The 24016-nt window shown below is 61.1% G+C and carries 19 protein-coding genes; 3 read left to right on the forward strand and 16 right to left on the reverse strand.

Annotated elements, in window-relative coordinates; genetic code table 11:
• Positions 1 to 177: 177 nt before the first annotated feature.
• From wecB to mtnA, 14 genes are all read right to left on the reverse strand, one after another.
• On the reverse strand, positions 178 to 1302 hold the full coding sequence (gene wecB / locus CAF78_RS11155) for a non-hydrolyzing UDP-N-acetylglucosamine 2-epimerase (RefSeq protein ID WP_085675440.1): 1125 nt from the start codon (positions 1300 to 1302) through the stop codon (positions 178 to 180).
• Entirely contained in the window at positions 1295 to 2305 is a 1011-nt protein-coding gene (locus tag CAF78_RS11160) for a polysaccharide biosynthesis protein (RefSeq protein WP_085675439.1), read from the reverse strand. The genes wecB and CAF78_RS11160 overlap by 8 nt, the downstream gene beginning before the upstream one ends.
• A gap of 21 nt (positions 2306 to 2326) precedes the next feature.
• A complete protein-coding gene (locus CAF78_RS11165) occupies positions 2327 to 3187 on the reverse strand; it encodes an SDR family oxidoreductase (protein WP_085675438.1) in 861 nt (286 codons plus the stop codon).
• Complete coding sequence (locus CAF78_RS11170) at positions 3187 to 4440, reverse strand: glycosyltransferase family 4 protein (protein WP_256573868.1); 1254 nt, start codon at positions 4438 to 4440, stop codon at positions 3187 to 3189. The genes CAF78_RS11165 and CAF78_RS11170 overlap by 1 nt, the downstream gene beginning before the upstream one ends.
• Positions 4441 to 5120: 680 nt before the next feature.
• Complete coding sequence (locus CAF78_RS29025; RefSeq protein WP_371856890.1) at positions 5121 to 5351, reverse strand: MBL fold metallo-hydrolase RNA specificity domain-containing protein; 231 nt, start codon at positions 5349 to 5351, stop codon at positions 5121 to 5123.
• A gap of 368 nt (positions 5352 to 5719) precedes the next feature.
• Positions 5720 to 5983, reverse strand: a complete 264-nt coding sequence (locus tag CAF78_RS11175) for a LapA family protein (RefSeq protein WP_085675437.1) — start codon at positions 5981 to 5983, stop codon at positions 5720 to 5722.
• Positions 5984 to 6004: 21 nt separating this feature from the next.
• Positions 6005 to 6301 (reverse strand): integration host factor subunit beta, encoded by a 297-nt coding sequence (ihfB, locus tag CAF78_RS11180; RefSeq protein ID WP_012313292.1) that lies wholly within the window; start codon positions 6299 to 6301, stop codon positions 6005 to 6007.
• A 265-nt stretch (positions 6302 to 6566) separates the two neighbouring features.
• On the reverse strand, positions 6567 to 8243 hold the full coding sequence (gene rpsA / locus CAF78_RS11185; RefSeq protein ID WP_027918186.1) for a 30S ribosomal protein S1: 1677 nt from the start codon (positions 8241 to 8243) through the stop codon (positions 6567 to 6569).
• Positions 8244 to 8367: 124 nt separating this feature from the next.
• Entirely contained in the window at positions 8368 to 9054 is a 687-nt protein-coding gene (cmk, locus tag CAF78_RS11190; protein ID WP_085675436.1) for a (d)CMP kinase, read from the reverse strand.
• Positions 9051 to 11258: a bifunctional prephenate dehydrogenase/3-phosphoshikimate 1-carboxyvinyltransferase gene (locus CAF78_RS11195; protein ID WP_256573874.1), complete on the reverse strand. Its 2208-nt coding sequence runs from the start codon at positions 11256 to 11258 to the stop codon at positions 9051 to 9053. The genes cmk and CAF78_RS11195 overlap by 4 nt, the downstream gene beginning before the upstream one ends.
• 194 nt (positions 11259 to 11452) lie before the next feature.
• A complete protein-coding gene (gene pheA / locus CAF78_RS11200; RefSeq protein ID WP_085675434.1) occupies positions 11453 to 12547 on the reverse strand; it encodes a prephenate dehydratase in 1095 nt (364 codons plus the stop codon).
• Positions 12547 to 13632: a 3-phosphoserine/phosphohydroxythreonine transaminase gene (serC, locus tag CAF78_RS11205; RefSeq protein ID WP_085675598.1), complete on the reverse strand. Its 1086-nt coding sequence runs from the start codon at positions 13630 to 13632 to the stop codon at positions 12547 to 12549. Before serC ends, pheA begins: the two co-directional genes overlap by 1 nt.
• Positions 13633 to 13836: 204 nt before the next feature.
• Positions 13837 to 16599 (reverse strand): DNA gyrase subunit A, encoded by a 2763-nt coding sequence (gyrA, locus tag CAF78_RS11210; protein ID WP_085675433.1) that lies wholly within the window; start codon positions 16597 to 16599, stop codon positions 13837 to 13839.
• Between the two features lie 361 nt (positions 16600 to 16960).
• Positions 16961 to 18037, reverse strand: coding sequence for an S-methyl-5-thioribose-1-phosphate isomerase (gene mtnA, locus CAF78_RS11215; RefSeq protein WP_085675432.1), 1077 nt, complete (start codon positions 18035 to 18037; stop codon positions 16961 to 16963).
• A 112-nt stretch (positions 18038 to 18149) separates the two neighbouring features.
• On the opposite strand from mtnA, the gene ubiG reads away from it, so the two are divergent.
• From ubiG to CAF78_RS11230, 3 genes are all read left to right on the forward strand, one after another.
• Positions 18150 to 18848, forward strand: a complete 699-nt coding sequence (gene ubiG / locus CAF78_RS11220; RefSeq protein ID WP_085675431.1) for a bifunctional 2-polyprenyl-6-hydroxyphenol methylase/3-demethylubiquinol 3-O-methyltransferase UbiG — start codon at positions 18150 to 18152, stop codon at positions 18846 to 18848.
• Between the two features lie 2 nt (positions 18849 to 18850).
• A complete protein-coding gene (mupP, locus tag CAF78_RS11225; RefSeq protein ID WP_085675430.1) occupies positions 18851 to 19522 on the forward strand; it encodes an N-acetylmuramic acid 6-phosphate phosphatase MupP in 672 nt (223 codons plus the stop codon).
• A 147-nt stretch (positions 19523 to 19669) separates the two neighbouring features.
• Positions 19670 to 20410, forward strand: coding sequence for a YciK family oxidoreductase (locus tag CAF78_RS11230; protein ID WP_085675429.1), 741 nt, complete (start codon positions 19670 to 19672; stop codon positions 20408 to 20410).
• 123 nt (positions 20411 to 20533) lie between these two features.
• Here CAF78_RS11230 and CAF78_RS11235 read toward each other — a convergent pair whose 3' ends face one another.
• Entirely contained in the window at positions 20534 to 21319 is a 786-nt protein-coding gene (locus CAF78_RS11235) for a TenA family transcriptional regulator (RefSeq protein ID WP_085675428.1), read from the reverse strand.
• 39 nt (positions 21320 to 21358) lie between these two features.
• Entirely contained in the window at positions 21359 to 23815 is a 2457-nt protein-coding gene (locus tag CAF78_RS11240) for an EAL domain-containing protein (RefSeq protein WP_085675427.1), read from the reverse strand.
• Positions 23816 to 24016 lie beyond the last annotated feature (201 nt).

Genomic DNA, 24016 nt, shown 5'->3' on the forward strand with positions numbered 1-24016 from the left:
GGGCAAAACCGCGAACATGGCAACCCTGCGCGGTTCAGCGTCACCACGCGGGATATCGACAGGTATCGGCACAGACAGATCGGCATGCGCAAGCGAGCTGCCTGCGCAATTCACCCGCGCGTACTTCAAACCAGGGCCGCCGCCGCTAACTGTGCGGGCAGCCTTGGCTTGAAGATGCTACTTGGACCAGACAGTCCGGTTGATGTAATCGGTGTAGCTGTAGACGATACGCACGACTTGCTTGGATACCGGGCCGCCCAAGTAATCGTCGACTACCGGGACCACGCGTCGATTGCGATCATGCTGGCTGACAACCACACGCACAGCATCCAGCACACGCTGAGGGGTCAGGCCGCACATGATCAACGTGCCTTCATCCATGCCCTCTGGACGCTCATGGGCGTTGCGGATGGTAACTGCAGGAAGGTTCAGCAGCGATGCTTCTTCGGTGATGGTACCGCTGTCGGAGAGCACGCAACGTGCGCCCATCTGCAACTTGATGTAATCGAGCAAGCCGAATGGTTTGACAAAGCGGATCAACGGATGATCAATCGATTCACCCAGGTCCTCGAGGCGCTTGCGCGTACGCGGGTGGGTAGACACCACGATCGGGTAGTCATAGGCGTCCGCCAAGGCGCGCAACGACGCCAGCAGATCACGCAGATTCTGTGGCGTATCGACGTTCTCTTCACGGTGCGTGCTGACAACGAAGTACTGCCCTTCGACCAGACCTTCCCGCTCCAGTACTGTCGACGCGTCGATACGCGGACGGTAGTAGTTGAGCACTTCGTCCATATGCGAACCGGTCTTGATGATGGTCTCAGGGCGGATCCCCTCGGCCAACAAGTAACGCCGTGCATGCTCGGTGAGCACCATATTTATATCGCTAAGGTGGTCAAGTACCTTGCGATTGAGCTCTTCTGGTACACGCTGATCAAAACAGCGATTACCAGCCTCCATGTGGAATACCGGTATCTTGCGACGCTTGGCTGCAATCACTGCCAAGCATGTGTTGGTGTCGCCGTAAAGCAGCAAAGCATCTGGCTTTTCCAGCTCGAAAATCTCATCGGACTTGGCGATCACTTCGGCAATCGTGCCCGCAGCAGTTCCTGCGACCGCACCCAGAAAGTGGTCAGGCTTGCGAATACCCAGGTCATCGAAGAAAACCTGATTGAGTTCGAAGTCGTAGTTCTGACCAGAGTGCACCAGTACATGATGAGTCTGCTCATCCAGCTCGGCGATGACACGGCTCATCTTGATCAGTTCGGGACGAGTACCGACCAGCGTCATGACCTTAAGCATTGAGTTCTTCCTGAATGTAGTCGAGTTTCAGCAGCAGCGCCTTGATACCATCGATATCGAGGCGCTCGGTATTGTGGGAGGTATAGTCATCCAGCTCGGAGATATGTTGCTCGCCCTCAACAAAATATTTCTTGTAGTTAAGGTCACGGTTGTCTGCGGGAATCCTGTAATAGCGGCCCATGTCGTCAGCCTTGGCCATCTCCTCGCGGGAAATCAGTGACTCGTAAAGCTTTTCACCATGGCGAGTACCGATAACCTTGACTGTGTTGTCACGCCCGAACAACTGCTTCAGTGCTTCGGCGAGAGCTTCAACAGTGGACGCAGGAGCCTTCTGCACAAAGATATCGCCCTGTTCGGCATGCTCGAAGGCATGCAGAACCAGATCCACGGAATCTTCCAGAGACATGAGGAAACGCGTCATGTTCGGATCGGTCACGGTCAATTCACTACCCGACTTCAACTGCTCCACGAACAACGGAATCACCGAGCCGCGCGAGGCCATCACGTTACCGTAGCGGGTAGCGCAGATGACCGGGCCGCGGGCGGGAATCATGCGCGACTTTGCAACCATCAGCTTTTCAGCCATGGCCTTGGAAATGCCCATGGCATTGATCGGGTAGACAGCCTTGTCAGTACTCAATACCACCACCCGTTGCACGCCGCTGGCAATCGCTGCGTTGAGCACATTTTCGGTACCGATGACGTTGGTCTTGACGGCTTCCATCGGGTAAAACTCGCAGGACGGTACCTGCTTCAGTGCAGCCGCATGAAAAATGTAGTCGACGCCAATCATCGCCTCGGCCACGCTTTGATAATCGCGGACATCACCGATGTAAAACTTGACCTTGTCGTTGGACAAGGCAATGCGCATATCTTCCTGCTTCTTCTCGTCGCGGCTGAATACGCGGATTTCTTTCACATTCGTGTTGAGGAAACGCTTGAGCACGGTATTACCGAATGAGCCAGTGCCACCGGTAATCATCAGAATCTTGTTGTCGAACACGGGTCCTCTCCTTGATATGGGTTATTGACGCTGTGCGTGCATGAATTCGATGAGTGCACGCCAGGAGGGCGGCGTGTAACCTGTCGCTGCTCGGAACCGGGAGGAATCGAGCGAACGGTCGATCACCAGTCTGTCATCGGGCACGATCTCGATGTCCTTCTCATAGACGTCTGCGACTGTTTTGAGCAGCTCATATTTGTTGATCGGCTCAGCAGACACATGGTAAAGCCCTTTCAATGAAGCATCAGGGATAACATGCTCCAAAATCACTCTGGCCAGTTCGGCAGTGGGCAGTCCCGAGAAGATGGCCTTGTTGAACCCCTTGACGCTGCCTTGCTGAGCAAGGAACCAGTCGATCAGCGAAGCGCTGCTCTGCAATTCATGCCCGATGATGGAGGTCCGCAGGGTCACCACGTTATCACAGCCATGCAATTCGCCGATGTACTTCGACTTACCGTACAGGTCGGTGCAGTCTGACTCATCCTCCTCCCGATACATGCCCTTATCCCCAGAAAACACGCAATCGGTGCTGACATGAATCAGGCGGGCACCAGAGACCTGGCACAAAGTTGCCAGGCGGTGCGGGAGCATGGCGTTCAGGGGCAGGGCTGTCAGTGGGTCTTTGGCATCGGCAAGCTGCTTGATCAAACCTACGCAGTTGATCACGACATCCGGTCGAGACTTGACGAATGCGGCCATCAGGGCATCGGGATCAAGGACATCCACACCTGACAGCAGGAAGTCGGCCTGCTGCGGAGGGAAGAACTTGCGTCCGAAATCTGAGCGCAAAGTGCCATAGACCTGATGAGTGGAGTTGGCCGAGATATACCGGATTACGGCATTGCCCAGCATGCCCGTTGCGCCCAATACCAATATCTTCATTACTGTGTTTTATCCTGTTGAATCCGTTGTTCGAACTTCTGTACCAGCGCCTTGCATTGGGCGCGCAGTTCAAAATGTTTCAGAAAGTAGCTTCTTCCGTGGTTACCCATCTGCTCACGCTTGGCGGCAGACAGGCCTTGAATTGACTCTATACATGCGGCCAGCCCCGCGCCGTCTTCAGCTGCACAGGTTACGCCGGCACCTGAATCGTTGATCACCCGAGCGCCCTCCCCATCCAGCGAGCCGATAATCGGCCGTCCTGCAGCCAGGTATGCCTGTACCTTGCTGGGAATCGTACAACCAAAAATCTCGTCTCGCTTCAGTGTCACCAGCAACGCGGCACTACGGTCGAAGAGTTCGGCCATTGCAGAGCGGGGGAAAGCACCAGTGATCACCAGGTTATCCAGGCCCAACCTGTGTTTCTCCTCCAACAACCATTGTGCTTTGCTGCCCGTGCCGACCATTACAATCCTCGCAGGCGAGTTTGACGCTTTCAGCAACCGTGCCGCTTCGACGACGGTAGCCAAACCCTGAGCATTCCCCAGGTTACCGGCAAACACCACACAGAAATGAGCCTGCAACAGGCTTGTGAGTGTATCTGGCAATGCTCCCACCGCCCGGACATCATCCTGGAGATAGGAGTTGGGGTAGTAGCTGATCTTGTCAGCACGCGCGTAACGCCTGACAGGCTCGATAAAGGCTCGAGACTGCACGAGAATAGCATCGACAGACCAGTAGAGGCCACGAACCAGCACACCAACGAGGCGCAGCAGCAGCTTGTTGTGAATGAAGCCGGTCGCCTCGAGGCTCTCCGGCCACAGATCCTGCACCCACAGGAAAACCGGTGCACGATGAACCCGTTTCATTGCCAACGCTGGAATCACGGAAAGGATTGGGGAAGGCGCAAAGACGAAATAGATATCAAATTTTCCACGCCTGGCCTTTTTCCTGAAGTAGCGGGCACCGTTGAAAACAAAAGACCAGTAATTGAGAATGAGATTCTTTGCACCACCCTGTTTACGCGGACGAAGCGGCACGCGATGAACAGTGACATCGTCACCAAATCGTTCCTCTACACACCCCTGTGCCTGATAACCAGGAAAAATCTCACCACTTGGGTAGTTGGGCTTGCCGGTGAACACCTCAACGTGAACGCCTAACGCCGCCAACTCCTTAACTATTTCGTTAATAATAAAGTTTTCTGGAAAGAAATACTGGCTTACAACAGCAACTTTCAATGAGGTTCGCGTCACGCAGGCATTTCCTTCTGGCTTGGTGTCGTCTCGAGTAGGGGCACAGCCCACCCTGCAACGGCAGAGGCTCTTCCGAACGCATAGCTTGGCTCACCATTATAAGCAACATGCCAGCCAGGGATTAAAAAAAATACATGAAAAATCAATGAGTTGCAGGCATAAAAGACTCGCTGCATTTGCATCCGGATCCTGCCCTGAACTTGTTGCATACTTTTATAGTTATCCAAAAATCGCCATCCTTTGGCTCCCCCCAGTGCCGCAGCGACCTAAATTCAAGGTCACCCCCTGATTTTCCCCAGCTCATATGACAGTGACCCGTGCACAGCTCCTGCCAGGCACCGTACAAAAAGCCTTCACACTCAGTGATACTGCGCTGAAAATAGCCTCGAAATGATCATTTACAGCCCGTAAAGTCGAGCGCAACTCCGACCGTTCCTTGGCTGTTTTCGCCTTGCCTGACCTTCGTCGCAAGACTTTTGAAGGCCTGATTTAAGGCTCCGGCCGTCATAGGTAGTTCCTTTGCAACGCCTGAAAAGCACGACCACTTATCGGTTTAGCGAAAAGCTTAGCTGTTTGACGTCCAGCATATCCATGATTGTACATCGCAGCCAGATGCCGAAAATTAAATTATGCATAACGTGGTACCGAACACACAGGATTAGGGTTTTTATGAAAAGTCTTCAGACGCAGGCAAGGCAAGGCAAGGCAAGGCAAGGCAAGGCAAAAATAGCCAAGGAACGGTCGGAGTTGCGCTCGACTTTACGGGTTGTAAATGAGCAATCCGAGGCTTTCTTGTCACCGTGCACCGGTAACACCACCCTGGCCCGGCCGACGCGTACCGTCGCAAAATATACCAACTCGGTTTGGCCTGCATGAGCGGAGTAGCCATGCTTTAACGCAACTTCAAGCATCAACGGCAGCAGCCTTGCTGAAGACTTGCGACACAGAAGTGGCCACGATAGCCAGCAGCCAGCAACACTGGAATTTGGCCGACGTGATCAAGATAAACGTCAGTGACGATAAGCGCCTCGATATCGAAGCCAATCGGCGCGACCTCCGACCCCGGCTACGAATCCGTCCAACATACAGGCCGCACTCGATCAGCAGACTGGTGACCTGGTCGAGAACCGGTTACTTCTTGAGTACCACCATGATGGGAAAGGGCGGGAAATTCCATACCACTGCACACTCACCAAAGCCGAAAATGAAGTACCAATTACTCCATTTCGGTGGACGTGCGCATAGATGAAACAATCCTACATGATCGTAGGAATTTTCATCAGCTGCCGCTCAGGACCGCCTGACGTGCCGATGCGCGAATCTTGCGCTTGCTGCGTTGCACACCGTAGGCGCCGAGCAGCGGACCCACCGCCAAGCCGATGACCAAAGCAGCCAGTACAGGCACTGCCACTGGCATTGCCGGCGCTGACCAGCCAAACAGTACCAGCGCCACTGCCTGCTGGTTCTCCAATACGAAGAACAGCACCACAGCCGCCAGCAGCAGCACGAACAACGCCGCCAAGGCGCGCTTGAGGTTACGCATCCGATTGCTCCTTTCTATGACTCAAGGGTGTTCGTGCTCTTCTTCATTGACCCGGTCACGCAGCTCTTTACCTGGCTTGAAATGAGGCACGAACTTGCCTTCGAGCTCCACCGACTGGCCGGTCTTGGGATTGCGGCCAACCCGCGGTGCGCGATAGTGCAAGGAAAAACTGCCAAAGCCACGAATCTCGATGCGATCGCCAGTGGCCAGGCATTGGGACATCTGCTCGAGCATGGTCTTGATAGCCAACTCCACGTCTTTTGACGAGAGCAGCCCTTGATGGGTGACAATACGTTCGATCAGCTCCGACTTCGTCATATTTTTCCCTTCGTTATCAAGCAGCTAGATCATTGCTTAATCAGTTTGTAGCACGCTCGGAGGGATTTGAACAGGGCGGTTCTTGACTTAATAAAAAAATTCAAGATAGGAGTGTTAAGAAATAAGACCTATTGGAACAGCGGCTGCTTCGCCCCCATCGCAAGCACGCCAGCGCCCACAGGGGTTGCGCTTGGCCCGGATAAAAATGCGGGCATAAAAAAGGGTGGCCCGAAGGCCACCCTTTTTTCTACCGATCAAACAGAACTCAGTTCTGCTTGGCCATTGCTTCGCGCAGCAGCGCAGCCATGGTGGTGTCGGCAGCCGCTTCCGGAGCGTTTTTCAGGCTCTGGATGGCTTCACGCTCTTCAGCGTCGTCTTTCGACTTGATCGACAGGCTGATGACGCGCGATTTGCGGTCAACGCTGATGATCTTGGCTTCGATCTCTTCGCCTTCCTTCAGGACGTTACGCGCGTCTTCAACGCGGTCACGGCTGATTTCGGAAGCTTTCAGAGTGGCTTCGATGTCGTCGGCCAGGGTGATGATGGCGCCTTTGGCGTCAACTTCTTTCACGATGCCCTTGACGATAGCGCCCTTGTCGTTGACAGCAACGAAGTTGGAGAACGGATCGTCTTCCAGCTGCTTGATGCCCAGGGAGATGCGCTCGCGCTCTGGGTCAACCGACAGGATGACGGTTTCCAGCTCGTCGCCCTTCTTGAAACGACGTACGGCTTCTTCGCCGGTTTCGTTCCAGGAGATGTCGGACAGGTGAACCAGGCCGTCGATGCCGCCGTCCAGACCGATGAAGATACCGAAGTCGGTGATCGACTTGATGGTACCGGTGATCTTGTCACCCTTGTTGAACTGGCCGGAGAAGTCTTCCCATGGGTTGGACTTGCACTGCTTGATGCCCAGGGAGATACGACGACGCTCTTCGTCGATGTCCAGAACCATGACTTCCACTTCGTCGCCAACCTGAACGACTTTCGACGGGTGGATGTTCTTGTTGGTCCAGTCCATTTCGGAAACGTGTACCAGACCTTCAACGCCTTCTTCCAGCTCAGCGAAGCAGCCGTAGTCGGTCAGGTTGGTCACGCGAGCCTGTACACGGGTACCTTCTGGGTAACGTGCAGTGATAGCTACCCACGGATCTTCGCCCATCTGCTTCAGACCCAGCGAAACGCGGTTGCGCTCGCGGTCGAACTTCAGAACGCGTACGTCGACTTCGTCGCCAACGTTAACGATTTCCGATGGGTGCTTGATGCGCTTCCAGGCCATGTCGGTGATGTGCAGCAGGCCGTCGATACCGCCCAGGTCCACGAATGCGCCGTAGTCGGTGAGGTTCTTGACGATACCTTTGACTTGCTGGCCTTCCTGCAGGGTTTCCAGCAGGGCTTCGCGCTCGGCGGAGTTCTCGGCTTCCAGCACGCTGCGACGGGAAACGACAACGTTGTTGCGCTTCTGGTCCAGCTTGATGACCTTGAATTCCAGCTCTTTGCCTTCCAGGTGGGTGGTGTCGCGCACTGGGCGGACATCAACCAGGGAGCCCGGCAGGAACGCACGGATGCCGTTAACGTCGACAGTGAAGCCGCCCTTAACCTTACCGTTGATAACGCCCTTGACCACTTCTTCGGCGGCGAAAGCTGCTTCCAGAACAATCCAGCACTCGGCGCGCTTGGCTTTTTCACGGGACAGTTTGGTTTCGCCAAAGCCGTCTTCGACCGCGTCCAGCGCAACGTGAACTTCGTCACCGACCTTGATGGTCAGCTCGCCAGCTTCGTTGTAGAACTGCTCGAGCGGGATGACGCCCTCGGACTTCAGGCCAGCGTGTACGGTAACCCAGTCGCCGTCGATGTCGACAACGATACCGGAGATGATGGCACCCGGCTGAAGATTGAGGGTTTTCAGGCTTTCTTCAAAGAGTTCTGCAAAGCTTTCGCTCATTTTAATTCCTGTAGATTCGGGCGAAACAGACGCCCATCGCCACATTCCAGACAATGTGGGTTTGTTTTAAGTAAAGGAAAGCCGGCAGGACGTTGACTGGTGCCCCTGCCTGCTCTCCTGGCTATCAGACCAAGTCGCGCTGGGCGAGCTCGCTCCTGATACGTTGCAACACCTGCTCGATGGACAACTCGGTAGAGTCCAGCTGAATGGCATCGGCCGCTGGCTTCAGCGGGGCCACTGCGCGCTGGGTGTCACGCTCATCGCGCGCACGAATCTCATCTAGCAGACTCGAAAGACTAACATCTTCACCCTTGCCCTTCAACTGCAGGTAGCGGCGGCGGGCACGCTCCTCGGCGCTGGCGGTGAGGAAGACCTTCAGCGGCGCGTCCGGGAACACCACGGTACCCATGTCGCGACCATCTGCGATCAGGCCCGGCGCTTCACGGAAGGCGCGCTGACGCTGCAACAGTGCTTCACGCACCGCCGGCAGCGAGGCGACCATCGAGGCGCCGGCACCGACCGTTTCGGTACGGATGACGTTACTGACGTCCTCGCCCTCGAGGATGATTTGTTGCAGCTTACCCGGCTCGGCAGCGATGAACTGCACATCCAGATGGGCGGCCAGGGCCTTGAGCAGCTCTTCGTTGGTCAGGTCGACACCGTGGTTGCTGGCGTTGAACGCCAGCAAGCGGTACAGCGCGCCGGAATCGAGCAGCTTCCAGCCCAGCTCGCGAGCGAGGATGCCGGCCACGGTCCCCTTGCCCGAGCCGCTTGGGCCGTCGATGGTGATGACCGGTGCAGGCGAATTCACGACTTGCCCTCTTCGGCGACGCGGATACCGACATCGGCGCACAGTTTGAGGAAGTTCGGGAACGAGGTGGCGACGTTGGCGCAATCATGGATGCGGATCGACGCGCTGGCACGCAGCGAAGCGACGCTGAAGGCCATGGCGATACGGTGGTCTCCATGACCGTGCACTTCGCCACCGCCGAGCTGACCGCCCTCGATGATGATGCCATCCGGGGTCGGCTCGCACTTGATGCCCAGGGTGATCAGGCCGTCGGCCATGACCTGGATGCGGTCGGATTCCTTCACCCGCAGCTCTTCGGCGCCACGCAGCACGGTACGCCCTTCGGCGCAGGCAGCGGCAACGAACAGCACCGGGAATTCGTCGATGGCCAGTGGCACCAGCGCTTCAGGGATGTCGATGCCCTTGAGCCTGGCACCGCGCACGCGCAGGTCGGCCACTGGCTCGCCACCGACTTCACGCTGGTTTTCCAGGGTGATGTCGCCGCCCATCAGGCGCAGGATGTCGATCACGCCGGTGCGGGTCGGGTTGATGCCGACGTGCTCGAGCACCAGCTCGGAGCCTTCCGCGATCGATGCGGCCACCAGGAAGAACGCTGCAGACGAGATGTCTGCCGGCACTTCGATACGGGTCGCGGTGAGCTTGCCACCGGACTGCAGCGAAGCGACCGGGCCGTTGCTCTCGACCGCGTAGCCGAAGCCGCGCAGCATGCGCTCGGTGTGGTCACGGGTCGGCGCCGGCTCGGTGACGGTGGTCTTGCCCTCGGCGTACAGGCCCGCCAGCAGCAGGCAGGATTTGACCTGGGCACTGGCCATCGGCAGCGTGTAGGTCAGTGCCTTGAGCTTGCTGCCACCGCGGATGGTCAGCGGCGGGCGGCCGTCGGGGCCAGTCTCGACCACGGCACCCATTTCGCGCAGCGGGTTGGCCACGCGGTTCATCGGGCGCTTGGACAGCGAGGCGTCGCCGGTCATGGTCACGTCGAACGGCTGGCCGGCCAGCAGGCCGGAGAGCAGGCGCATCGAAGTGCCGGAGTTGCCGACGTACAGCGGACCTGGCGGCGGCTTGAGGCCGTGCAGGCCAACGCCGTGGATGGTCACGCGGCCGTGATTCGGACCCTCGATGACCACACCCATGTCACGGAATGCCTGCAGGGTCGCCAGGGCGTCCTCGCCTTCGAGGAAACCTTCGACTTCGGTCGTGCCTTCGGCCAGCGAGCCGAGCATGATCGAACGGTGGGAAATCGACTTGTCGCCCGGTACGCGGATTCGCCCGGTCAGGCGGCCACCCGGTTGGGCCAGGAAAATCAGATCGTTGGCGTTCATAGCGTCCACATAGGCCCGGCGGGCCAGGATTTTACTGAAATGCTCGCGGGCAACGCGTGCACGGGTGAAAACACCCAGCAGCTGGTGCCCGTCCCCAGCATCGACCGCGTCGCGCAAGGCGTCGAGGTCGCTGCGAAATGTGTCCAGGGTGCGCAGGACCGCCTCGCGGTTGGCGAGGAAGATGTCGTGCCACATGGTCGGGTCGCTGCCGGCGATTCGTGTGAAATCGCGGAAACCTCCCGCAGCGTACCGGAAGATGTCGAGGTTTTCATTGCGCTTGGCCAACGAATCGACCAGGCCGAAGGCCAGCAGGTGCGGCAGGTGGCTGGTGGCAGCCAGCACTTCGTCATGGCGCTCCACCGGCATGTGCTCGACATCGGCGTCCAATGCACGCCACAGGCGATCGACCAGGGCCAGGGCGGCCGGGTCGGTTTCTTCCAGTGGCGTGAGGATGACCTTGTGGCGCCGGAACAGGGTGGCGTTGGCAGCCTCTACCCCGCTCTGCTCGGAGCCGGCGATCGGGTGGCCGGGAACGAAGCGCGGCAGGCGCTCACCGAAGACGGCACGCGCCTCACGCACGACGTTGCCCTTGGCACTGCCGACGTCGGTGATGATCGCATCGCCAATGTCGAGCTGGGCCAGGCGGGCCAGGACCTTTTCCATGGCCAGGATCGGCACGGCGAGCTGAATGACATCGGCGCCGACACAGGCGGCGGCGAGGTCGGCTTCGCAGCGATCGACCACGCCCAGGTCCACGGCCAGCTTGCGCGACGGGGCATCGAGGTCGACACCGACCACCTCGCGGCACAGGCCGCTTTCACGCAGGCCCTTGGCAAAGGAGCCGCCGATCAGGCCAAGGCCGACCACGACCAGGCGATCGATGATTGGCGCGGGTTTGGTTTTTGCTGCATTTACCACTGGTGCGAACCCTGTTCAGAAATCTAGGCAGTCTGTGAGGCCCCTTGGGGCCGCTTCGCGCCCCTTCGCGGGCTTGCCCGCTCCCACAGGGGGGATGTGCATTACACCTGTGGGAGCGGGCAAGCCCGCGAAGGGGCGCGAAGCGGCCCAAAGGGCCTGAATCAAAGCACCGCCTTCGGATAGGACCCCAGCACCTTGAGCGCCACGGCCTCCTGACTGATCTTCTCCAGCACCGCCTTGATCAGCGGGTCGCGGTGGTGGCCGACGAAGTCGATGAAGAACACGTAGGTCCACTTGCCGCTGCGCGACGGACGGGTCTCGATACGGGTCAGGTCGATGCCGTTTTCGTGGAACGGCACCAGCAGCTCGTGCAGCGCACCTGGCTTGTTGCTCATCGAGACGATGATCGAGGTCTTGTCGTCGCCGGTCGGCGGCACTTCCTGCTGACCGATCATCAGGAAGCGCGTGGAGTTGTCCGGGCGGTCTTCGATCTTTTCAGCCAGGCGGGTCAGGCCATACAGGTTGGCCGCCATGTCGCCGGCGATCGCCGCCGAGTTCCACTCGCCCTTGACCCGCTTGGCCGCCTCGGCGTTGCTCGAAACAGCCACACGCTCGACGTTCGGGTAGTGCGCGTCCAGCCACTTGCGGCACTGGGCCAGCGACTGGGCGTGGGAGTAGATGCGGGTGATGCTGTTGGTCTTGGTGTTCTCGCCCACCAGCAGGTGATGGTGGATGCGCAGCTCGACTTCACCGCAGATCACCATGTCGTGCTCGAGGAAGCTGTCCAGGGTGTGGCTGACGGCACCCTCGGTGGAGTTTTCCACCGGCACCACGCCGAAATTGACGGCACCGGCGGCCACTTCGCGGAACACTTCGTCGATGGCCGCCATCGGGCGGCTGACCACGGCGTGGCCGAAGTGCTTCATGGCCGCTGCCTGGGTGAAGGTACCTTCCGGGCCGAGGTAGGCAACCTTGAGCGGCTCTTCCAGGGCCAGGCAGGACGACATGATTTCGCGGAACAGCCGCGCCATCTCTTCGTTGCCCAACGGCCCCTTGTTGCGCTCCATCACGCGCTTGAGCACGGCGGCTTCACGCTCGGGGCGGTAGAACACCGGCTTTTCGCCTTCGGCCAGGGAGGCAGTCTTGACCCGCGCCACTTCTTCGGCGCAGCGGGCGCGATCGCTGATCAGCTCGAGGATCTTCTCGTCGAGGCTGTCGATGCGCACGCGCAGGGCTTTGAGTTCCTGTTCGGACATCAGCCGTGCTCCTTCTCGAATTCGGCCATGTAGGCCACCAGGCCTTCCACTGCTTCCAGGCCCAGGGCGTTGTAGATCGAAGCGCGCATGCCGCCAACCGAACGGTGGCCCTTGAGGTTGAGCAAGCCACGGGCGTCGGCGCCGGCCAGGAAGGCCTTGTCCAGGCGCTCGTCAGCCAGGCGGAACGGCACGTTCATCCACGAACGGGCGTTGTGGCTGATCGGGTTGGTGTAGAACTCGCTGGCGTCGATGAAGCCGTACAGGCGGTCTTTCTTGGCGCGGTTGCGCTGCTCCATGGCCTCGACGCCACCCTGTTCCTTGAGCCACTCGAACACCAGGCCCGAGAGGTACCAGGAATAGGTGGCCGGGGTGTTGTACATCGAGCCATTGTCGGCCGCGACCTTGTAGTCGAGCATGGTCGGGCAGCTGCTGCGGGCGCGACCGAGCAGGTCTTCACGGACGATCACCACCACCAGGCCGCTCGGGCCGATGTTCTTCTGTGCGCCGGCGTAGATCATGCCGTACTGCGAGACGTCGATCGGGCGCGAAAGGATGTCGGAAGACATGTCGACCACCAGCGGTACATCGCCGGTTTCTGGAACCCAGTCGAACTGCAGGCCACCAATGGTCTCGTTGGACGCATAGTGGACGTAGGCAGCGTTCTTGGTCAGCTTCCACTCGTTCTGGCCAGGGATAGCCAGGTAATCGTAGGGCTTGGCGCTGGCGGCGACGTTGACGGTGCCGAAGCGGCGCGCTTCTTCGATGGCCTTTTTCGACCAGATGCCGGTTTCGACGTAGTCGGCCGTGCCGTTTTCCGGCAGCAGATTCAGCGGAATTTCGGCGAACTGCTGGCTGGCACCGCCCTGCAGGAACAGGACCTTGTAGTTGGAGGGGACGGACAGCAGGTCACGCAGGTCCTGCTCGGCCTTTTCGGCGATGGCCACGTAGTCGTCGCTGCGATGGCTCATCTCCATCACCGACAAGCCCTTGCCGTTCCAGTCCAGCATCTCGGCCTGGGCGCGCTGCAACACAGCGTCAGGAAGCGCGGCAGGGCCTGCGCAGAAGTTAAAGGCTCGTTTGCTCACATCCACTCTCGCTCTAATAGATCTAAACAGCTAGTTCTGCAGAACCCTGTGGGAGCGGGCTTGCCCGCGAACACCGGCAAAGCCGGTGCCGTGCACCGCGCTGCCTGCTTCGCGGGCAAGCCCGCTCCCACAGGGCCAGGCATTGCCTGGCCTAATCAGTCAAACGGGGCGACCTTGGTCGCCCCGCTCGGGTTTCACGCTTGCTTATTCCTGGGTCGCCTCTTCGGCGCCTGCAGCTTCGTCATCCGGCGCATCGGCCTCGACGCCCTCCTCGTCCGCCTCGATCACATCATCGAGTTCGTCTTCGGATGGCTCCTGGATACGCTCCAGGCCCACCAGCGTTTCGTCGGTGGCCAGCTTGATCAGGGTCACGCCCTGGGTGTTACGGCCCAGGCTCGACACCTCACCGACCCGCGTGCGCACCAGGGTGCCCTGGTCGGAAATCAGCATGATCTCCTCGCCTTCCTGCACCTGGATGGCGCCGATCAACAGGCCGTTGCGCCCCTTGGTACCCATGGCGATCACGCCCTGGCCACCACGCCCGCGACGCGGGAACTTGGACAGCGGGGTGCGCTTGCCGAAGCCACGCTCGGAGGCGGTGAGGATCTGCGCGCCGGACTCCGGGATCAGCATCGAAATGATCCGCTGGCCCTTGCCCAGCTTCATGCCACGCACGCCGCGGGCAGTACGGCCCATTTCGCGAACCACGCTCTCGGCGAAGCGGATCACCTTGCCGGCGTCGGAGAACATCATGACTTCCTTGGCGCCGTCGGTGATCGCCGCAGCGATCAGGGTGTCGCCTTCCTTCAGCTTCAGCGCGATCAGGCCGCTGGAGCGTGGGCGGGCGAACTGGGCCAGCGGGGTCTTCTTGACAGTACCGGAAGCCGTCGCCATGAAGATATAGGCGCCGGTCGGCTCAGCGACCCACTCTGGGGTATCGCCGTCTTCCTCGTCGATTTCTTCCGCTTCGACGATTTCGCCTTCGATGACACCGTCATCGCCGTCTTCCAGCTCTTCTTCAGGGTCGGCGTTCTGCTGCAGGGCCTCGAGGTCGATCTGCAGCATGGCGGTGATGCGCTCACCCTCCTCCAGCGGCAGCAGGTTGACCAGCGGGCGACCACGGGCGGCGCGCGACGCTTCAGGAATATCGTAGGTTTTCAGCCAGTACACCTTGCCCTTGCTGGAGAACAGCAGCAGGGTGGCATGGCTGTTGGCGACCAGCAGGTGCTCGATGTAGTCCTCGTCCTTCACGCCGGTAGCCGACTTGCCCTTGCCGCCACGGCGCTGGGCCTGGTAGGCGGACAACGGCTGGGTCTTGGCATAGCCGCCGTGGGAGATGGTCACCACGCGCTCTTCTTCCGGGATCATGTCGCCGTAGTTGAGGTCGTGACGGGCATCGAGGATTTCGGTTCGGCGGGCATCGCCGTACTCGGCACGGATCGCTTCCAGCTCTTCGCGGATCACTTCCATCAGGCGCTGGGCGCTGCTGAGGATGCGGATCAGCTCGCCGATCTGTTCCAGGATCTCCTGGTACTCGGCCAGCAGCTTCTCGTGCTCCAGGCCGGTCAGGCGGTGCAGGCGCAGGTCGAGGATGGCCTGGGCCTGTTCCGGCGACAGGTAATACTTGCCTTCACGCAGGCCGTATTGCTCGGGCAGGTCTTCAGGGCGGCAGGAATCGGCACCGGCGCGCTCGACCATGACCTGCACGGCACTGGATTCCCACGGCGTGGAAACCAGGGCTTCCTTGGCTTCGGACGGCGTCGGCGAGGCCTTGATCAGGGCGATGACCGGGTCGATGTTGGACAGCGCGACCGCCTGGCCTTCAAGGATGTGGCCACGCTCACGGGCCTTGCGCAGCTCGAACACGGTACGGCGGGTCACCACTTCGCGGCGGTGACGGACGAACGCTTCGAGCAGGTCCTTGAGGTTGAGCAGGCGCGGGCGACCGTCGACCAGGGCAACCACGTTGATACCGAACACGCTCTGCAGCTGGGTCTGCTGGTAGAGGTTGTTGAGCACCACCTCCGGCACCTCGCCGCGGCGCAGCTCGATGACGATGCGCATGCCGTCCTTGTCGGACTCGTCGCGCAGCTCGGTGATGCCTTCGATCTTCTTCTCTTTGACCAGCTCGGCGATCTTCTCGATCAGGCGGGCCTTGTTCAGCTGGTACGGCAGCTCGGTGACGACGATCTGCTGGCGGCCGCCGACCTTGTCGATGTCTTCGATCTCGGAACGGGCGCGCATGTAGATGCGGCCACGGCCGGTACGGTAGGCCTCGATGATGCCCTGGCGGCCGTTGATGATGCCGGCAGTCGGGAAGTCCGGCCCCGGGATGAACTGCATCAGCTCATCGATGGTGACGTCCGGATTATCGATCAGCGCCAGGCAACCGTCGATGACTTCACCGAGGTTGTGCGGCGGGATGTTGGTCGCCATGCCCACGGCGATACCGCTGGAACCGTTGACCAGCAGGTTGGGGATGCGGGTCGGCATGACCGCCGGGATCTGCTCGGTGCCGTCATAGTTGGGCACCCAGTCGACGGTTTCCTTGTGCAGGTCGGCCAGCAGCTCGTGGGCCAGCTTGGTCATGCGCACTTCGGTGTATCGCATGGCGGCGGCGTTGTCGCCGTCGACCGAACCGAAGTTGCCCTGGCCGTCGACCAGCAGGTAGCGCAGCGAGAACGGCTGGGCCATACGCACGATGGTGTCGTAGACCGCAGTGTCGCCGTGCGGGTGGTACTTACCGATCACGTCACCGACCACACGGGCGGATTTCTTGTACGGTTTGTTCCAGTCGTTGCCCAGTTCGCTCATTGCATAGAGGACGCGGCGATGCACGGGCTTCAAGCCGTCACGCGCATCGGGCAGCGCTCGCCCGACAATCACGCTCATCGCGTAGTCGAGGTAAGACTGTCTCAGTTCGTCTTCGATATTGACCGGGAGGATTTCTTTGGCCAGTTCGCCCATGAGAAGCCTGATTCCTTTTTCTGGTGAAACTTCGCAGCTCCATCAAGGGCCGAACGAAGCTCGCCGCCGCAGCGCATAGGGGTGCGACGACTTACGACAAATCAATGAGTTGTAGCATGGATCTGCGCAATGAAGGCCGCCTTCGTGGGCGGTCTTGGAAACTGCCGGATGTTATCACAAAGGCGGGGCGGTGGGGAGAGCTGGCAGGTTGCCTCAGGCCGGAGCAAATCTCGGGATTTCCATGGCCTGTGCCGGCCTCTTCGCGGGCTTGCCCGCTCCCACAGGTACATCATCGCCCTCAGGCCTTGTGATATCCCTGTGGGAGCGGGCGTGCCCGCGAAGAGGCCGGTACAGGCAATGATCAATGCAACCGCTTGCGGCACATCAACTGGGCCAGCTTGGCGGCATCCGGCCGTTCGACGATGCCGCGCTCGGTGACGATCACGTCGATCAGGTCGGCCGGGGTCACGTCGAACACCGGGTTGAAGGCCTCGACCTGTGGCGCCACACGGGTGCCGGCGTAGTCCAGCAGCTCGTCGGCCTCGCGCTCTTCCAGCGGAATGTCCTCGCCAGTGGCCAGGTTGAGGTCGATGCTGGTGCTCGGCGCCACCACCATGAAGCGCACACCATGGTGCATGGCGCTGACGGCCAGCTGGTAGGTGCCGATCTTGCTGGCCACGTCGCCGTTGGCGGCGATGCAGTCGGCGCCGACCACCACCCAGGTGATCCCTTTGGTCTTCATCAGGTGAGCCAGCGCCGAATCGGCGCACAGGGTTACCGGGATGCCTTCGTTGGCCAGCTCCCAGGCCGTCAGGCGCGAGCCTTGCAGCCAGGGGCGGGTCTCACCGGCATACACCCGCTCGACCATGCCCTCCAGATAGCCCGCGCGAATCACCCCAAGCGCCGTGCCGATACCACCACTGGCCAGGGCACCGGCGTTGCCGTAGGTCAGCAAGGTCTGCTCGTTGCCCTGGTGGCGGCGGATCAGCTCGATGCCATGCTGGGCCATGGTCAGGTTGGCCTCGCGGTCGCTTTCATGGATGGCAATCGCTTCGGCTTCCAGCGCGGCCAGCACGTCTTCTTCGCCGCGTACACGCAGCAGGCGCTCGCGCATGCGGTTCAGCGCCCAGAACAGGTTGGCCGCGGTGGGCCGGGCCTCGGCCAGGCTGAGAAAGTCCTCTTCCAAGTCCATTTCCCAGTCGCCACCCTGGGCCAGGCGCTCTTCCAGGGCCAGGACCAGGCCGTAGGCCGCTGCGATGCCAATGGCGGCGGCACCGCGCACGGCCATGTCGCGGATCGCCGCCACTACCTGCGCGACATTGTCGCAGGTCAGCCAGCGTTCTTCCGACGGCAGCAGGCGCTGGTCGAGCAGGTGCAGGGCGCCGCCTTGCCAGCGCATCCCGGTCACCTTCTCCGCCGCCAAAAGTCGCTCGCGCATTGCCTCTCCCCGTCGTTCGGATATCAAAAGCCGGCGATTATAGCGACCCTCGGCCGCAGACGCTCGGGTATACTGCGCCCCATTTGAAGTGCAAGTTCCAGAGGATTGTTCAATGAGCAACGTCGACCACGCCGAAATCGCCAAGTTCGAAGCCTTGGCCCACCGCTGGTGGGACCGTGAAAGCGAGTTCAAGCCGCTGCACGACATCAACCCGCTGCGCGTCAACTGGATTGACGAGCGCGTCGGCCTGGCTGGCAAGAAAGTGCTGGACGTCGGCTGCGGCGGCGGCATCCTCAGCGAAGCCATGGCCCTGCGCGGCGCCAGCGTCACCGGCATCGACATGGGCGAGGCGCCACTGGCCGTTGCCCAGTTGCACCAGCTGGAGTCGGGCGTCGAGGTCGAGTACCGGCAGATCACCGCCGAAGCCCTGGCCGAAGAGATGCCCGAGCAGTTCGACGTGGTCACCTGCCTGGAGATGCTCGAACACGTGCCCGACCCGTCCTCGGTCATCCGCGCCTGCTACCGCATGGTCAAGCCTGGCGGCCAGGTGTTCTTCTCGACCATCAACCGCAACCCCAAGGCCTACCTGCTGGCCATCGTCGGCGCCGAGTACATCCTCAAGATGCTGCCGCGCGGCACCCACGACTTCAAGAAGTTCATCCGCCCGTCCGAGCTCGGCGCCTGGAGCCGCGTTGCCGGCCTCGAGGTCAAGGACATCATCGGCCTGACCTACAACCCGCTGACCAAGCACTACAAGCTGAGCAGCGACGTTGACGTCAACTACATGATCCAGACCCTGCGCGAGGAATGAGCATGCGTTTGCGAGCAGTACTCTTCGACATGGACGGCACCCTGCTCGACACGGCGCCGGACTTCATCGCCATCTGCCAGGCCATGCTCGCCGAGCGCGGCCTGCCGGCCATCGACGACCAGCTGATCCGCGACGTGATCTCGGGCGGCGCCCGCGCCATGGTTGCGGCCACCTTCGCCATGGCCCCCGAGGCCGAAGGCTTCGAAGCCCTGCGCCTGGAGTTCCTCGAGCGCTACCAGCGTGACTGCGCCGTGCACAGCAAGCTGTTCGACGGCATGGGCGAGCTGCTGGCCGACATCGAAAAGGGCAACCTGCTGTGGGGCGTGGTGACCAACAAGCCGGTGCGTTTCGCCGAGCCGATCATGCAGCGACTGGGCCTGGCCGAGCGCTCGGCACTGCTGATCTGCCCAGACCACGTGAAGAACAGCAAGCCCGACCCGGAGCCTCTGATCCTCGCCTGCAAGACCCTGGACCTGGACCCTGCCAGCGTGCTGTTCGTCGGCGACGACCTGCGCGACATCGAGTCCGGCCGCGACGCCGGCACCCGCACGGCGGCAGTGCGCTACGGCTATATTCATCCAGAGGACAACCCGAACAACTGGGGCGCCGATGTGGTGGTGGACCACCCGCTGGAACTGCGCAAGGTGATCGACAGCGCCCTGTGCGGCTGCTGATCCATAACGACTGACGGCTGACCCTGTGAGAGCGGGCAAGCCCGCGAAGCAGACACCTCGGTGGCTGGCACGGGCTGCGCCCGTGTTCGCGGGCTCGCCCGCTCCCACAGGGATCGCATTCGCCCTCACGAACACAGGGAAATTTCAATGTTCGATTACACCGCCCGCCCCGGCCTGCTCGCCGGCCGCGTCATCCTGGTCACCGGTGCCGGCCGCGGCATCGGCGCCGCTGCCGCCAAGGCTTATGCCGCCCTGGGCGCCACCGTGCTGCTGCTGGGCAAGACCGAGGCCAACCTCAACGAGGTCTACGACCAGATCGAGGCCGCCGGCCACCCGCAGCCGGTGGTCATCCCGTTCAACCTGGAAACCGCCCTGCCGCACCAGTACGACGAGCTGGCAGTGATGATCGAAGAGCAGTTCGGCCGCCTCGACGGCCTGCTCAACAACGCCTCGATCATTGGCCCACGCACACCGCTGGAGCAGCTGTCGGGCGACAACTTCATGCGCGTGATGCACATCAACGTCGATGCCACCTTCATGCTCACCAGCACCCTGCTGCCGCTGCTCAAGCTGTCCGAGGACGCTTCGGTGGTGTTCACCTCCAGCAGCGTCGGGCGCAAGGGCCGGGCCTACTGGGGGGCCTACGGGGTGTCGAAGTTCGCCACCGAAGGGCTGATGCAGACCCTGGCCGATGAGCTGGAAGGCGTGGCGCCGGTGCGCTCCAACAGTATCAACCCGGGCGCCACGCGCACGGCGATGCGGGCGCAGGCATATCCGAGCGAGAACCCACAGAACAACCCGCTGCCGGAAGAGATCATGCCGGTCTATCTGTACCTGATGGGGCCGGATAGCAAAGAGGTGAACGGGCAGGCCTTCAACGCCCAGTGAGCCTCGCGTTGCCCGTTCCGGCCTCTTCGCGGGCAAGCCCGCTCCCACAGGAACATCACCGCCCTCAAGCCTTGTGATTTCCCTGTGGGAGCGGGCATGCCCGCGAAGAGGCCGGTACAGGACTCAGCCGGCGGCCAAGGCCGGGCGTATGCGCCCTTGCTGGCGCCCTTCCAGCTGCATGCACCGCTCCAGGAACAGGTACATGCAGTCATAGCTCTTGCAGATCGCCTTGCGCAGATCGTTGCGCAGCCCCAGGGTCGGGTTCTCGCCCGCCAGCGTGCAGATGATCTCCAGCGCCTCCCACGGGTGCGCGTCGTCATACTGGGCATGCATCTTCAGCCACTTCATCGCCCGCTTGCGCTGGTCTTCCGGGAAGCCCATGGCATAGGTGTCCTCGGCGCACACCACCGCCGACCACTCGCCGGTTGCCCCCTCGATCGCATAGTTGGTCGCCGCCATGGCAATCGCCAGTGACTCGGTGGTGCACACGCGCCAGCACCAGTCGTTGAGGCCGTTCAGCTCCGGCGGAACATCCTGGGCCTGCAGCTGGTGCAGGTGCACGCCATGGGCCTGGCACCAGTTGACCCAGTAGTCGGCATGGTTGAGTTCGACGCGGATGTTGCGCATCAGCCAGCGCCGCGCCATGTCCTCGCCAGGGTGGCGGGCATAGCGGGTCTTGGTCAGGTTATGCGCCATGTACAGTGAAAACTGCTCGACCACCGGCCAGCCACCGATCAGGTACTGGCGAATGGTGGACTGGCGCAGCTCGCCATCGCGCAGGCGCTGGTAGAACTCATGTTCGACCACCCGGCGCTTGCTCTCACGGCAATCCTCGATCAGCTGCTGGGCCCACTGGGGGTAACTGGCCGGGTCCATCAAGGGCCCGATACGTACGAATGCATCAATCACTTTCAGCTCCTTGATCCTTGTGATTTTGCGGACGTGTATTCAGCGAAAAGTACCTGGCGCCCGATGCAGCAAGGGCCGCGCAGCAATCCGTTGGCGCTGCAGACTGTCACAGGTGAACACCTGTGGCCGTTCAATCAGATAGCCCTGGGCATAATCCACGCCGATCTCCTGCAAGGCCTGCTCGATCAACGGTGTTTCGACGAACTCGGCGATGGTCCGCTTGCCCATGACATGGCCGATGTGATTGATCACCTCGACCATGGCACGGTTGACCGGGTCGTCGAGCATATCTTTGACAAAACTTCCGTCGATCTTCAAGAAGTCGACGGGCAAATGTTTCAAATAGGCAAATGACGACATTCCGGCACAGAAGTCGTCCAGGGAGAACTTGCAACCCAGCCCTTTCAATTCATTGATGAAGCGGATGGCACTGCCCAGGTTGGCAATGGCACTGGTCTCGGTGATCTCGAAACAGATCATGCGCGGTGGAATGGCGTACTCGACGAACAACCGTTGCAGGTACTCGAGGAAATTGTCGTCGCCGATGCTCGTCCCGGACAGGTTGATCGCGCACATCGCCAGCGGCCCTCCGCGCTCTTCATCCAGGCATTGGCGGATGACCTGGAACACGTTGCGCACCACCCAACGGTCAAGCGCCGTCATCAGGCCATAGCGCTCGGCGGCCGGGATGAAACTGTCCGGCAGGATGGTGCGACCGCTTTCGTCATGCAGGCGCAGCAAGATCTCGATATGGCCCGGCCCCTCGATGGCCTTCAGCGCGGCGATTTCCTGGCAATACAGGCAGAAGCGGTTTTCCTCCAGGGCCACATGCAGGCGCTGGATCCAGGCCATTTCACCAAAGCGCATGGACAGCTCGCTGTCGTCGGCGTGGTACACCTGCACCCGGTTGCGGCCCTTCTCCTTGGCCATGTAGCAGGCCATGTCGGCCGCCCGCAGCGAGGCCTCCAGGGTGCCCGGGGCCTGCGCCATGTGTACCAGGCCGATACTGACGGTGGTCACGAACGGCCTGCCCTTCCACACGAAGTGCAGGCTCTGCACAGCCTGGCGCAGGCCTTCGGCGATGCGCTCGGCCTGTTCGGCCGGGCAGTTTTCCAGCAGCACGCCGAATTCGTCGCCGCCCAGGCGGGCCAGAGTATCGCCTTCGCGCAGCACCGACTGCAGCACCGCACAGATGTGCCTGAGCAGTTCGTCGCCAGCGGCATGGCCGCAGGTGTCGTTGACCAGCTTGAACTGATCGAGGTCGAGGAACATCAGCGAATGCCGCCCGGCCTGGCGCGCCAGGCCATTGAGCGCCTGTTCCAGGCGGTATTCGAATTCGCGGCGGTTGGCCAGGCCGGTCAAGGCGTCATGGGTGGCCTGCCACGACAGGTTGGCGATGTACTGGCGCTCCTGGGTCATATCGTGCAGCACCAGCACGATACCGGCCACCTGGTCGTTGTTGATGATCGGCGAACCGACCAGGTTGACCGACACCGTGCTGCCATCCAGGCGCTGGATCAGCCGGGCATGCTCGGCACCGCCCTTGAGGCTGCCACTGAGCACCTGTTCGACCAGCGTGCAGCCTTCGCCATCCTCCTGCTCGTCGAGCAGGCTGAACAGCGCCCCCAGCGGCAGGCCCAGCGCCTGGCCGGACTGCCAGTGGGTGAGCTGCTCGGCAGCGGGGTTCATGTAGCCGATGTTGCCCTCGACATCGGCGGTGATCACCGCATCGCCAATCGCTTCGAGGGTGATCTGCGCCCGCTCCTTCTCTTCGCGCAGGGCATTGGCAAAGGCCTGGCGCTGGGCCAGCAGCTTGCTCGAACGGCGCCAGGCAATGGTGATGAGGAACAGTGCGGTCAGCAGGTTGGTGACCAGCAGCACCCGCAGCAGCATCCGCGAACCTTCGCCCAGGGCATCACTGAAGGCCCTGGCGGCCGGCGTGACGCCTTCGTTGATCGCGACGATGCGGGCCTTCCACTCATCGAGCTGGGCGGCGCCGACTTGCCCGGCGGCGAAACCCTCGTGCATCTCGCTGGCCAGTACATCGAGCTTGATGAGGTAGTCATCGCCGATGTTCCAGTATTCGATCGCCGTCTGCATGTAGCTGACCTGGCGGAAGTTGCGGTAGAACCAGATGATGCGGTCGACATCGTCCGGGTGGTTGCCGCCCTGCAGCACGGCCAGGCGGGCGCCTTCCAGGTCCGGGCTGGCCTGGTCGAGCAGTTCGCGCAGTTCGTGGTCGCCTTCAGGCACCAGGATGGCCTGGCGATAGCGCTGATAGGTGCGCTCGTCGCGGTCATCGGCATACAGGTTGAGGTAGTAGATGGCGTCTTTCTGCGCCTTGGACCACAGGCTCTCGCCGGCCACGTAGGCACGGACCGCCGACAATGCATAAAGGCTGAGGCTACCCAGCAATACCTGGAACACGACAACGGCGATGAAGGGCCAGATGATGCCTACCAACCTTGGCGCTTCTTGAGTGCGATTTCCCTTCATTTAGTCCCTGTCGCAGAGCAGATAAGACTTTGCATCAACCCAGACAAGCACAGCGTAGGCCATTTGCCATCTGAGTGGAGGGGAATTTCATACCTTCATGGACAGCGCTGGATTCTTCGCGGGCGCGCCCGCTTCCACAGGTACTGCATTAATTTCAGATTCAGTGCAGTACCAGTGGGAGCGGGCGTGCCCGCGAAGAGG

Origin of the sequence: Pseudomonas sp. R28(2017), assembly GCF_002112505.1 — a bacterium.
In the GTDB taxonomy this organism is placed as follows: domain Bacteria; phylum Pseudomonadota; class Gammaproteobacteria; order Pseudomonadales; family Pseudomonadaceae; genus Aquipseudomonas.